Annotated in this window: 10 protein-coding genes; 7 read left to right on the top strand and 3 right to left on the bottom strand. The window is 65.6% G+C overall.

Annotation, left to right across the window (positions count from 1 at the left end; genetic code table 11):
* Positions 1-309 (top strand): transposase (locus K289_RS49380; RefSeq protein ID WP_198024828.1); only part of this gene is annotated, 309 nt, incomplete at its 5' end.
* A gap of 353 nt (positions 310-662) precedes the next feature.
* On the top strand, positions 663-1,577 hold the full coding sequence (gene ubiA / locus K289_RS0135220; RefSeq protein WP_027555746.1) for a 4-hydroxybenzoate octaprenyltransferase: 915 nt from the start codon (positions 663-665) through the stop codon (positions 1,575-1,577).
* 32 nt (positions 1,578-1,609) lie between these two features.
* Here ubiA and K289_RS0135215 read toward each other — a convergent pair whose 3' ends face one another.
* From K289_RS0135215 to K289_RS0135205, 3 genes are all read right to left on the bottom strand, one after another.
* Complete coding sequence (locus tag K289_RS0135215) at positions 1,610-2,005, bottom strand: GFA family protein (protein ID WP_027555745.1); 396 nt, start codon at positions 2,003-2,005, stop codon at positions 1,610-1,612.
* Position 2,006: 1 nt separating this feature from the next.
* On the bottom strand, positions 2,007-2,375 hold the full coding sequence (locus K289_RS0135210; RefSeq protein ID WP_027555744.1) for a hypothetical protein: 369 nt from the start codon (positions 2,373-2,375) through the stop codon (positions 2,007-2,009).
* A gap of 117 nt (positions 2,376-2,492) precedes the next feature.
* Positions 2,493-2,870 (bottom strand): tautomerase family protein, encoded by a 378-nt coding sequence (locus K289_RS0135205; RefSeq protein WP_027555743.1) that lies wholly within the window; start codon positions 2,868-2,870, stop codon positions 2,493-2,495.
* 190 nt (positions 2,871-3,060) lie between these two features.
* Between K289_RS0135205 and K289_RS0135200 the strand changes: the two genes are divergently transcribed.
* The 5 genes from K289_RS0135200 to K289_RS0135180 all read left to right on the top strand — a co-directional run bounded on the left by K289_RS0135200 (position 3,061) and on the right by K289_RS0135180 (position 12,716).
* Positions 3,061-3,660: a TetR/AcrR family transcriptional regulator gene (locus K289_RS0135200; protein ID WP_027555742.1), complete on the top strand. Its 600-nt coding sequence runs from the start codon at positions 3,061-3,063 to the stop codon at positions 3,658-3,660.
* A 117-nt stretch (positions 3,661-3,777) separates the two neighbouring features.
* Entirely contained in the window at positions 3,778-5,460 is a 1,683-nt protein-coding gene (locus K289_RS0135195) for a methyl-accepting chemotaxis protein (RefSeq protein WP_027555741.1), read from the top strand.
* A 167-nt stretch (positions 5,461-5,627) separates the two neighbouring features.
* On the top strand, positions 5,628-7,349 hold the full coding sequence (locus tag K289_RS0135190; RefSeq protein WP_027555740.1) for an AMP-binding protein: 1,722 nt from the start codon (positions 5,628-5,630) through the stop codon (positions 7,347-7,349).
* 11 nt (positions 7,350-7,360) lie between these two features.
* Positions 7,361-10,663, top strand: a complete 3,303-nt coding sequence (locus K289_RS0135185) for a carboxyl transferase domain-containing protein (RefSeq protein ID WP_027555739.1) — start codon at positions 7,361-7,363, stop codon at positions 10,661-10,663.
* Positions 10,664-10,847: 184 nt separating this feature from the next.
* Positions 10,848-12,716 (top strand): sigma-54-dependent Fis family transcriptional regulator, encoded by a 1,869-nt coding sequence (locus tag K289_RS0135180; RefSeq protein ID WP_027555738.1) that lies wholly within the window; start codon positions 10,848-10,850, stop codon positions 12,714-12,716.
* The last annotated feature ends 130 nt before the right edge of the window (positions 12,717-12,846 follow it).

Below are 12,846 nucleotides of genomic sequence, written 5' to 3'. Positions count from 1 at the left end.
CCCGGCGCCCTCTACCAGGCCTTTGCGCCCGCTGAGGCCCGCCGTATCCTGCGTCGCCTCGAGTTCCACTACACCCCGAAACATGCCAGTTGGCTTAACATGGTCGAGATCGAGATCGGCGTTCTCCAAGGGCAGTGTCTCAGCCGCCGAATCGACGATCCAAAACACCTCAGAAATGAGATCGCAGCATGGGAGCGGCAGCGAAACAAAGCTCGCGCCCGCATCAACTGGATGTTCACAACAGACAAAGCTCGCGCCAAACTGGGCCGCGCCTATCCAGATACGTCCAAAGAGTCAAAATCACGGTGACGAGCCACTAGTGGGTAATCCACGATCTCAACGTCGGCACCTGCGTCAGTCCATCTGAACGCGATCTGCCATTGATCGTTGATACGGATCGAGTGCTTGCGTGCCAAACGCCCTTGAAAGCTTCAGGGACAGCGCATTGTTAGCGGCGATGCGCTCCCCAATCTCCACCCGCAACCCATTCCCGTGCACCGCCGCGCGACGGCCACTGTGCATGCCTGTCTGGCGTCATGCCGAGCGTTTGGCGATCGTGCTGCTGCGCTGTAAGCTCGTCCCCGAGACCAAGCGCCGTGTCACGTCGGCAAGGCGGGCATCGCATGCGCCCTGATTTGCGTCCGTATTCCGGAATTCGTCCCATGACCGCATTGAGCCGCCCCGATCTCAGCGACATCCATCCCGGCGACTGGGTGGACCGGCGCTTACCACTGCCATGGCGCCCCTACGCAAGGCTTGCGCGCCTCGACCGGCCCGTCGGGATATGGCTCACGCTGTTTCCGTGCCTCGCCGCGCTGATCCAGGCCTCGCATGGATTTCCTGCGGTCTGGCAATTGATCGTCTTCTCGCTCGGTGCGCTTTTGATGAGGAGCGCGGGTTCGACTGTCAACGATATCGCGGATCGCAAGTTTGATGCGCATGTCGAGCGGACGCGCTTTCGACCGCTCGCCAGCAGTCAGCTCGAACTCCATCAAGCCATCGCTTTCCTGATTGCCGAACTCGGGCTTGCGGCGTCACTCCTGATCTTCTTGAACTCCTACACGCGCCAGATGGCAATAGGCGTGCTGCCGCTCGTGTTCATCTATCCGTTCTGCAAGCGCTTCACCTACTGGCCGCAGGCCGTGCTGGGCGCGGCCTTCAATTGGGGAATGCTGATGGTTTGGGCCGAGGCGGCCGGTCACATCCCGCCCGGCGCCATCGTGATGTGGATCGGCGCCATCACATGGCAGATCGGCTATGACACCGTCTACGCTTATGTCGACGTCAAGGACGACGTTCGTCTCGGCCTGAAGTCGACGGCAATCCTGTTCGGCGAGAAGGGACAAGCCTGTATCGGCCTGTTCTACGCCCTTACGGTCGCATCCTGGTCGCTGGGTGGCTGGCTGCTGGGCATGTCGTCGTCTTACGCCGTCGGAATGGTGGTGATCGCCGCACATCTTGGCTGGCAGGCCTGGCGCATCGACCTCGCGCGTCCGCAGTTGAGCTTCAGCCTGTTCTTGTCGAATGTTCTGACCGGCGCGCTCCTGACAATCGCGGCGCTCATCGGGACCTGGTGAGCGCTCGCGTCGCACGCGTGCCCGTCTGCGCCTCAGTCCTTCACCGGCAGTCCGTCCCCATGCACATACCATTGCGCGCGTGACGACCACTGTGCGTGCCGATCCGGCGTCGCGCCGAGCGGCTCGTCGAACGCACCGGCATGCACGATTGCCTCGCGGCCGCTGCGGGTGAGGTGAGGCATGGGGCTGCCGCAGACCTTGCAGAACGCGGTGGCAAAGCTCCGCGCCGTCGGCAGGTCGTATCGCGCGACCGAGGCCTCGCCACGCAGCCATCGCAGCGCCGCGGCCCGCACGATCACCTCGCATGAATGCGACGACCCCGATGCCTTCCGGCAGCGCGAGCAGTGGCAGTTCAGGAAGCGATCGAACGGGCCCTCGATCTCGAAGGCGACTTCGCCGCACAGGCAGCTTCCGCGGAATGCAGTCACTTCACTCCCCCTCTGGCTCGGCCGGTCTCTCGGCAGTCTCTTCCGCCTGCACCTGCGGAGCGCCTTGCGCGCCGCGCAGACGGATCATCGTGTCGATCACGTCGACGTCGATCTTGAGCATGTCGAGATCGCGGGTCATCTCGCGCACTTCCTGGCCCTTGCGCGCCAGCTCCTCCGAGACATCGACCGCCTTGCGCTCGGTCACGTTGCCCGGCGTGTTGACGAACAGTTTGGCGCGCATCCATTCGAGCCGTGCCCGCTGGGTGTCGCGCTCGAATTTCTTCTCGGCATAGCGGCGGCGGGCCTCGGCATAGGCGCCGATCAGCGCGGTTTCCGGCAGGCTCCACAATTGCTCGACCGACATGGTCATGCCGCTTCGGGTCCCAGGGCTTCGGAGGGTTTACTCTACCTCCGCCATCAGAGCCTTCCAGCGGTCAATTCTCAAGGGGGCACGTCGGACGTACGGTGGCATAGTGCGATAGGGGCCTCACGCGAACTGTGCCAGTCCGTGTCCGACGGACCAGTTCTCCTTGGGAGCATCGAGAACGTTCACGAACACGTCCTCGGAGCGGATGCCCGGCCTTTCGCCGAGCAGGTCCGCGATCCGCCGGTACAGCGCTTTCTTCTGCTCGGCGGTGCGGGTGTCGAACACGGTGATCTGGATCAGCACCGCGTCGTCGCTGCGCGTGACACCGTAGGCGTTGCCGCAGCGGAAGTTCGCTGGCTCGAGCTCGGTGATGGTCATGAACTCGTCGCCCTCGGGCACTTGAAGTGCTTCGCGCATGGCGCGGTAGAGGCTGTCGAGGATCGCCTGCCGGTAGGCCGCCGGTTTTCCGGCACGCAGCGAGATGTGAAGGAGAGGCATCGGTGGATTCCTTTCCATACCGGCCTGAACCGCCGCGGCGCTGGCCGAATGGCCGCCGAGCGTATTGACGAAACCGGTTATCGGGTCCAATTAGTTTTCGACACGCTGTCAAGAAATCACGTTGTTGACATCGCGTCAAATACTTTTGTGCCGCCCCGGCGAAGCGGGCGACATCGAGGAGAAGACAGACTTGAGGCCGCGCGAGTTCAACCATGACGATGTCCTGCGCATCGCCTTCGATCAGTTCTGGCGCAAGGGAGTGCGGGGCACGTCGCTGTCGGACATCGCGCGCGATGCCGGCGTTCAGCGCGGCAGTCTCTACAATGCCTTCGGCAGCAAGGAAGCCCTGTTTCTCCTCGCTTACGAGCGCTACGCGGGCGACTATCTCGGCGCCGTGCAGACGGCGCTCGGTACCGGCACCTTGCGCAAGCGCCTCACGGCCTTCTTCGATCTGACCATCACGAACTTCCGTTCCGGGACGCCGCCTCGAGGATGTCCGACCACGCGCGGGCTGATGGAGCTTGGGTCAGCTCAAGGCGAGGGGCTGGACGAGGATGCACGCCGGGCTTTTGCGGACCTGGTGATGCGCATCACCATCCTGGTTGAGGACGCGCTGTCGGCCGGCGCCAAAAGGGGTGAGTTCAGCGGTGCGTCCGGGGCCGCAGCATTGCACATCATCACGGTGACGCGCGGCCTTGCCGTGCTCGAACGCGCCTTCGGCGACGAGGCTCAGCTTCGCAAGATCGCCGCCCACACCATCGATCTCGTGCTCGGTGCGACCAAGCGCTAGGCGGGCCGTGCCGACTCGCCTTGCGCGCAGAGGCGCGGCCGAACCCGAATTCTTAATTCTCTGCTAAGGCGTTCGGGATAAGTTGGCATATCAGCATTGCCAATTTTGCGAGCACCGATGATCTTCTCCCGCATCAGTTTCAAGCTGGTTCTGATCGTTGCCATCAGTCTCCTCGGCATGATCGCGCTGGCGCCGATCGCGCTCTCGACGCTGCGCGCGCAGATGGTCGCCGACCGCCAGGCCAAGACACAGCAGATGGTCGACGTCGGCTACGGCATCCTGGCGCATTACCAGAAGCTCGAAGGCGAGGGAAAGCTGACGCGCGAGCAGGCGCAAGCGGCGGCTCAGGCGGAGATCAAGAGCCTGCGCTACGACAAGGTCGAGTACTTCTGGATCAACGACATGACCCCCAAGATGGTCATGCATCCGATCAAGCCCGAGCTGGACGGCAAGGATCTCTCCGCGATGAAGGATCCCGCAGGCAATGCGCTATTCGTGGGCTTCGTCAATGTCGTGAACAAGCAGGGCGCCGGCTTCTACGGCTATCTCTGGCCGAAGCCCGGCTTCGAGCAGCCCGTGCCGAAGATTTCCTACGTGAGGGGCTTTGCGCCCTGGGGCTGGATCATCGGTACCGGCATCTATCTCGATGACGTCGACGCCGTGTTCCGTCAGAACGCCGTGACATTCGGCCTCGTGTGCCTCGTGGTGCTGGTGCTGGTGCTCGGTGCGTCCTTCGTGATCGGCCGCAGCGTCACCCGGCCGCTCGCCGGGATCACGGCGCTGACCGAGCGCCTCGCTTCCGGCGACAGCGCATTCGAGGTGCCCTACATCAGCCGCCGCGATGAGGTCGGCGGGCTCGCCAAGGCGCTCGCGGTGTTCAAGGACAACGCCTCGGCGGTGCGCCAGATGCATGCCGAGCAGCAGGAGCTGAAGCACAAGGCCGACGACGAGAAGCGCAAGGCGATGGCCGATCTCGCCGGCAAGTTCGAGGCGAGCGTCCAGGCCGTCGTGCGCGAGGTCTTCAACGAGGCTCGCGAGATGCAGCAGGCCGCCCAGGGCATGTCGGAGACCGCCAACCGCGCCAGCGAGCGCGCCTCCTTCGTCGCGACCGCCTGCCAGCAGGCCTCGAGCAACGTGCAAACGGTGGCCTCCGCAGCCGGCCAGCTATCCTCCTCGATCACCGAAATCAGCCAGCGCGTCGCACAGGCGGCCCACGTCGCCGACCAGGCCGCTGCCGACGGCCAGCGCACCAACGACACCGTGCAGGGGCTTGCGTCCGCCGCGCACAAGATCGGCGAGGTCATCGACCTCATCAACCAGATCGCCTCCCAGACCAACCTGCTCGCGCTCAACGCCACGATCGAAGCGGCGCGCGCCGGCGAAGCCGGCAAGGGCTTTGCGGTGGTCGCAAGCGAGGTGAAGTCGCTGGCGAGCCAGACCGCCAAGGCCACCGACGAGATCGGCGCGCAGATCTCGGCGATCCAGGCCGAGACCCATCAGGTCGTCGGCAACATCGAGAGCATCCGCACGACCATCATGGAGGTCAACGAGATCTCCTCGTCGATCGCGGCCGCCGTCGAGGAGCAGGGCGCGGCCACGCAGGCGATCGCGCACAGCGTGCAGGAGGCGGCGTCCGGCACCAATCAGGTCTCGCAGAACATCTCCGGCGTCACCGACGCAACCTCGGAGACCGGCCATGCCGCCGGCCTCGTGCTGCAATCGAGCGGCCGGCTCACGCACAAGCTGCAGTCGCTGCAGGACGAAGTCAGCGCCTTCGTCGCCGGCGTGCGCGCGGCATAACAGAGGCGCTTGCCGCAACTCGTTGCTTTTTCCGCGTCACGGCATCGGCCGTGATGCGGAAACACTGTTTTTCTTGACATGAAGTCTGCCGTGCTCGACCTGTAACGACGTCTATCGAGGGTGCGCGCGTGCCTTCGCGAAAAGAAAAACAGCACGGGAAAAACGTCATGAGCGCAGGCCTCAACGAGAAGGACTACCTCGCCACCTTGCGCGGTCTGTGGGACAAGGCCTGGCCGAAGGGTATGCCGCGTTCGCCGGACTATCTGCACGGCGAAGTTCCCCTGACGGAATATCTGCGCGCCTGGGCGAAGCGCAGCCCCGAGCGTCCTGCGGTGATCTTCTATGGTCATGTCACGACCTATGCGGACCTCGACCGGCAGAGCGACCGCTTTGCTGCCCTGTTGCAGGCGAGGGGCGTGCGCAAGGGCGACCGCGTCGCCGTCTTCCTGCCGAACTGCCCGCAGTTCCATATCGTCTTCTTCGGCATCCTGAAGCTCGGCGCAATCCATGTGCCCGTGAGCCCGCTGTCGCGTGCGTTCGAGCTGTCCTACGAGCTTAACGATACCCAGGCCGAAGTGATCGTGGCGCTCGACCAGCTCATGCCAGTCGTCGAGCAGGTGAGGAGCGAGGTGCGCCTGCGCGAGATCATCGTCACGAGCTTTGCCGATGTCGTGCCGGCAATGCCGTCGTTCCCCACACCGGACTCGATCCGCACGCCGCGCGTCGCGGTGCCCGGCGCCACTGATCTGCTACCTGCGCTTGCCGCGATGCCCGCGCCGACGCCGTTGCCATCGCCGGGCCTCGATGAGGTCGCGGCGCTCAACTACACCGGCGGCACGACGGGCATGCCCAAAGGCTGCGTTCACACCCATCGCGACATGGTCTACACGGCTGCCGCCAATTACGGCATCTCCGTCCTGTCGGACGAGAGCAGCGTGTTCCTGTCGTTCTTCCCGGAATTCTGGATCGCCGGCGAGAATTTCGGCCTGATCTTCCCGCTGTTCTCCGGCGCGACGCTGGTTTTGCTGGCGCGCTGGGATGCCGTCGGCGCGATGGCGGCGATCGACAAGTACAAGGTCACGATCACGGCGATGCCGGTCGACGGCGCGGTCGAGCTAATGGATCATCCGCGCTGGAGCGAGTTCGACCTGTCGTCGCTGAAGCAGGTGCGCGTCGTTTCCTTCGTCAAGAAGCTCAACGCGGATTATCGCAAGCGCTGGAAGGATCTCACCGGCACCATCCTGATGGAGGCGGCCTGGGGCATGACGGAGACCCACACCTCCAACACCTTCACCGCCGGCTTCCAGGACGGCGATTTCGATCTCAACAATCAGCCGATCTTCGTCGGGCTGCCGGTCCCCGGTGCCGAGTTCAAGATCACAGATTTCGAGACCGGCGCGCTGTTGCCGCTCGGCGCGGAAGGCGAGATCCGCGTGCGCACGCCGTCGCTACTCAAGAGCTACTGGAACAAGCCGGAGGCGACCGCGGAGTCGCTGATCGATGGCTGGCTGCGCACCGGCGACATCGGCACCATCGACCGGGACGGCTTCCTCCACTTCCTCGGTCGCCGCAAGGAGATGCTGAAGGTCAAGGGCATGAGCGTGTTTCCGCCGGAGATCGAGGCACTGCTCGGACAGCATCCGAAGGTGCTGGGCTCCGGCGTGGTCGGGCGCGATGATCCCGACAAGGGGCAGGTGCCGGTGGCCTATATCCAGCTCAAGCCGGAGGCGGTCGGCACCATCTCCGCTGAGGACCTGCGTGCCTGGTGCGCCGAGCGCATGGCCGTCTACAAGATTCCGGAGGTCCGCATCATCGAAGCTTTGCCCCTGACGGCGACGGGCAAGGTGAAGAAGCAGGACCTCGATCCCAACTTGCCTGCTGCAGTCTGAGTGAGAGATCGATGTCGTTCAAAAAGCTCCTGATCGCCAATCGCGGCGAGATCGCCATTCGCATCGCGCGCGCCGCGGCCGACGCCGGCATCGCAACGGTCGCGATCCATCCCGCCGACGACGCGCTGTCGTTGCATGTCCGCGTCGTCGACGAGGCGATCGAAATTCCGGGCCGCGGCGCTCGGGCCTATCTCGATATCGACGGCGTAGTGAAAGCGGCCAAAGCGGCCGGCTGCGATGCGGTGCATCCCGGCTACGGCTTCCTCAGCGAGAACGCCGCGTTCGCGAAGGCCTGCGCTGACGCCGGCATCACCTTCGTCGGACCGAAGATCGCTGCGCTCGAACTGTTCGGCGACAAGGTTGCGGCGCGCCAGCTCGCCAAACGCTGCGGCGTGCCGATCATCGCCGGCACCAGCGGCCCATCGTCGCTGGAGGAGATCACGGCGTTCTTTGCGTCGCTCGGCAGCAATGCGGCGATCGTGATCAAGGCGATGGCCGGCGGCGGTGGCCGCGGCATGCGGGTCGTGGAGAAAGCCGACGATCTCGCGGAAGCCTATGCGCGCTGTCAGTCCGAGGCCAAGGCCGCCTTCGGCTTCGACGGTGTCTATGCCGAGCGGCTGATCCGGCAGGCACGCCATATCGAGGTGCAGATCATCGGCGACCGCCACGGCGCCATCTCCCATCTCTGGGAGCGCGAATGCACGATCCAGCGCCGGCACCAGAAGCTGATCGAGGTGGCGCCGAGCCCCTCGCTGAGCGAGCCCCTGCGCGGCCGCATCATCGAGGCGGCGAAGCAGCTCGCGGCCGCTGCTTCCTACGACAATCTCGGCACGTTCGAATTCCTGGTCGACGGCAGCGCCGACGACAGTTTTGCTTTCATCGAGGCCAATCCGCGGCTCCAGGTCGAGCACACCGTGACGGAAGAGGTGCTCGGGATCGACCTCGTCCGCGCCCAGCTCGCGGTCGCCGCCGGCGCCTCACTGGCCTCGCTCGGCCTGTTGCAAGATGCGATCCCGAAGCCGCGCGGCCATGCCATGCAGCTTCGCGTCAACATGGAGACGCTGGACGAGACTGGCGCGACGCATCCGACCGGCGGCGTGCTCGCGGTGTTCGAGCCGCCGTCAGGCCCGGGCGTCCGTGTCGATAGCTTTGGCTATGCCGGCTACAAGACCAGCGCCGCCTTCGACTCGCTACTGGCAAAGGTCATCGTGCACACGCCGGGCGAGGCCTGGCACGACGTGGTCGCAAAAGCCTCGCGGAGCTTGCGCGAGTTTCGGATCGATGGCGTTGTCACCAACATCGCCTTCCTTCAGGCGGTGCTGGCGCATCCCGATTTCAGGACCAACCGCATCGCGACCGATTTCATCGATCGCAATATCGGCAAGCTCGTCGAAGAGGCCGATGGCGCGGCAAGGCCGCTCTACTTCGCTGCAACCGAGCGAAGCGGCGCCGGCACTGAGGCGCACATCGCGCAGGAGGTGCCCGAAGGGACGGTCATGGTCGCCGCGCCCTTGCAGGGCACGATCGTCACCATCCAGGTGAAGCAAGGCGAGGTCGTACGCCCCGGCCAGCAGCTCGCCGTGATCGAATCCATGAAGATGGAGCATCTGGTGATGGCCGAGCAGGGCGGCCGCGTCATGACGCTCGTCGCCGGCGATGGCGTCACGCTGCTGCATGGCGAGCCGATCATGTATCTCGAGCCGCTCGACGTCGCGGCCGACGCGTCGTCGGCGGAAGCCGATGTCGATCTCGACCACATCCGCCCTGATCTCGCCGAGCTGATCGCGCGCCAGGCCAACACGCTCGATGAAAATCGCCCGGCCTCGGTCGAGCGTCGTCGCAACACCAACCAGCGCTCCGCGCGCGAGAACGTCGCCCAGCTCGTCGATGATGGCTCGTTCATGGAATATGGCAGCCTTGCCATCGCAGCCCAGCGCCGCCGCCGCAAGCTCGACGACCTCATCAAGAACACCCCGGCCGACGGCCTGATCATGGGCGTTGCCACCGTCAATGCCGAAAAGTTCGGTGCGGACGGCGGGCGCTGCATCGTCGTGGCCTATGACTACACCGTGCTCGCGGGCACGCAGGGCCACATGAACCACAAGAAGATCGACCGCATGCTGACGCTGGCGGAAGACTGGCGCGTCCCGCTGGTGTTTTATGCCGAAGGCGGCGGCGGTCGGCCCGGCGACACCGACCGGCTCGGCATGACCGGGCTCGATGGTCCGTCCTTCGTGCAGTTCGCAAGGCTCTCCGGCCTCGTGCCTGTCATCGGCGTCGTCTCGGGCTATTGCTTCGCCGGCAACGCCGCGATGCTCGGCTGCTGCGACGTCATCATCGCGACGAAAAACGCCTCGATCGGCATGGGCGGCCCCGCGATGATCGAAGGCGGCGGCCTCGGCGTCTATCATCCCGCCGAAGTCGGCCCGGTCTCGTTCCAGGCGCAGAACGGCGTCATCGACGTCCTCGTCGAGGACGAGGAGGAGGCGACGCGGGTCGCGCAGAAATACCTGTCCTATTTCCAGGGCGCGGTGACGGACTGGCAGGCGGCCGACCAGCGCCTCTTGCGCCGGGCGATCCCGGAGAACCGCCTGCGCGTCTACGACATTCGCAGCGTGATCGATCTCGTCGCGGACAAGGATTCCGTGCTGGAACTGCGCCGCGACTACGGCGTCGGCATGATCACGGCGCTGATCCGCATCGAGGGCAGGCCGTTCGGCCTGATCGCCAACAATCCGCGCCATCTCGGTGGCGCGATCGATGCCGACGCCGGCGACAAGGCCGCGCGCTTCCTCCAGCTCTGCGACGCCTTCGATCTGCCCATCGTCTCGCTCTGCGATACGCCCGGCTTCATGGTCGGCCCGGAAGCGGAGAAGACCGCGATCGTGCGCCACGTCTCGCGCATGTTCGTCACTGGTGCAAGCCTCACTGTGCCGCTGTTCGGCATCGTGTTGCGCAAGGGCTATGGGCTAGGCGCGCAGTCGATGATCGGCGGCGGCTTCCATGCCTCGTTCTTCACCGCGGCCTGGCCGACTGGCGAGTTCGGCGGCATGGGCTTAGAGGGCTATGTCCGCCTCGGCTTCCGCAAGGAGATGGAGGCGATCGCCGATCCGGCCGAGCGCGAGACCTATTATCGCAACAAGGTCGCTGAGCTCTATGCCAACGGCAAGGCGGTCTCGATCGCCTCCGTGTTCGAGATCGACAACGTCATCGACCCCGCCGAGACGCGCCGCTGGATCATGGCGGGCCTGCGCTCCGTACCGAAGCCGCCGCAGCGGACGGAGAAGAAGCGGCCGTGCATCGATACGTGGTGAGGGCGGTGCAGCAATTCAGGCGCTGAGTAGCAGGCAATCTGCTTCCGCATCGTCATGCCCGGGACAAGCCCGGCCACGATGGCGCTGAGTAGCGCGCGCTCCCCACCGTGTTCCCGGTTCCCGATTGACATCCCCGCCTGCGGTGCCAGACTTTGCACAATAATACAGGGTGGAGACGTCCGCGATGGCCAGCCTTTCGGCCTCGAACCATGTCGCCCGTGTCTTGTCCGTCGCCAATCATGTGGCCGACGTCGATGCCTCCTCGCGCATCGCCAACTCCTGGCGGCGCTGCCTGATCAGCCACAAGCTCGACCCCGCCCGGCAGGGCCCGCCGCAGACCCTCACCGAAGCCGAGGTCCGCCACGTCGCCGAGCCGATGGAGAAGACGATCCGGCTCCTTACCCCCGAGCTCGACGACCTCGCTCGCGTGCTGCGCGACGCGGGCTATTGTGTCAATCTGGCTGACACGAACGCGACCATGCTGTTCAGCCGTCTGCCGGGCGAGGCCGACGCAAGGATGTTCCTGGACTGGAAGATCTACACCGGCTCGAACTTCGCCGAAGCCTTTGAGGGCACCAACGGTCTCGGCACCGCGCTTGCCGAGGAGAAGCCGATCCTGGTGCACCGCGACGAGCATTTTCGCGAGCAGTGGCACATGTTCTCCTGCGCCGTGGCGCCGCTGTTCGACCAGGCCGGGCGCCTCGCCGGTGCCGTCAACATCACCTCCTGCCGGCGAGATATCGAGCGCGCGGCGCATCAGCTCGCGCTCGCGGTGACGATGGAGGCGACGCGGCGGATGGAGGGCGCGATCTTCCGCGATCATTTCCGCAACGCCTGGATCGCGACCGTGCCGGGTGACGGCGGCAGCGGCCTCATCGCCTATGACGAGGACCGCCGCATCGTCGGCGCCTGCCGGTCGGCGCGCGCGATGCTGAGCCTCACCGATGGCATGATCGCATCCGGCATCGACGCAACGCGCTACATCAAGTTCGATCATCAGGCGGCGCGCAGCGCCGACGAGATCGTCGCGCTGCGCCGCGCCGATGGCAGCCTGTTGGGACAGGCCCATGTCGCGCCGCCGCTGCGCGCAAGGTCATCCGCGCGTGCGCCGGTCAAGGGCCGCGGGACTCCTGTCGACCGGTTCGATACGCTGTACCGGCTTGCCGGTCGCGATCCCGGCCTGGTCAAGAGCGTGAAACGGCTCAGAAGGATCGGCGATCACAATCTTCCAGTGCTGCTGCATGGCGAGACCGGCGTCGGCAAGGACGTGTTCGCGCGCGCCATTCATGCCGCGAGCAGCCGCGCGCGCAACAACTATGTCGCGCTGAACTGCGCGGCGATGCCGGAGAGCCTGATCGATGCCGAGCTGTTCGGCTACGAGGCCGGCGCCTTCACCGGCGCGCGGCGTGAAGGCTCGAAGGGCCTGATCGTGCAGGCCGATGGCGGCACGCTGTTCCTCGACGAGATCGGCGACATGCCGATCGCGCTGCAGACGCGTCTGCTGCGCGTCCTGGAAAACCGCGAGGTCTGGCCGCTCGGTGCGCTCAGGCCGGTGCCCGTCGACATCCGCCTGATCATTGCCACCCATCGCGATCTCGGCCGCATGGCGGAGGAGGGCGCCTTCCGCGCCGACCTCTACTTCCGACTGCGCGGCATCGAGGTGCGGCTGCCGGCCCTGCGCGAGCGCGCCGACCGGGACGATGTCATCCGCCAGATCGCGCGCGAGGAGGCGCCGAACTGCCGCTTGTCGGAGGAGGCTTGGTCGCTGCTGTCGGCGTATCTGTTCCCCGGCAACATGCGCCAGCTCCGCCACGTGCTGCGGCTCGCCGGCTGCACGGCGGAGGACGGGGTCATCACAGACGCCGACCTCGATCTGCCGCCGTTTGGCGGCCGGGCGGCCGAGCCCGATCTCGCCGCGGCCGAGCGCGCGACGATCGTCGAGGCGCTGCGCAAGCACGGCGGTCGCGTCACCGAAGCCGCGCGTGCGCTGAAACTCAGCCGCGCCACGCTCTATCGCAAGATCAAGGCGATGAAGATCGAGACAGCGCAGTAGTCGTTGTCGATGTGTTGAGGAGCGAGCCGCTGGTTTCGCCTCTCCCCGCGTGCGGGGAGAGGCCGACGCGCGAAGCGCGGCGGGTGAGGGGGAGCCTCCGCGAGTCCAGCTGTTATCGTGATTGCGGCGC

This window comes from Bradyrhizobium sp. Cp5.3, from assembly GCF_000426265.1.
Classification (GTDB): domain Bacteria; phylum Pseudomonadota; class Alphaproteobacteria; order Rhizobiales; family Xanthobacteraceae; genus Bradyrhizobium; species Bradyrhizobium neotropicale.
Note: the sequence above shows the minus strand (reverse complement) of the source record. Positions and strands in the feature narration are given on the sequence as shown.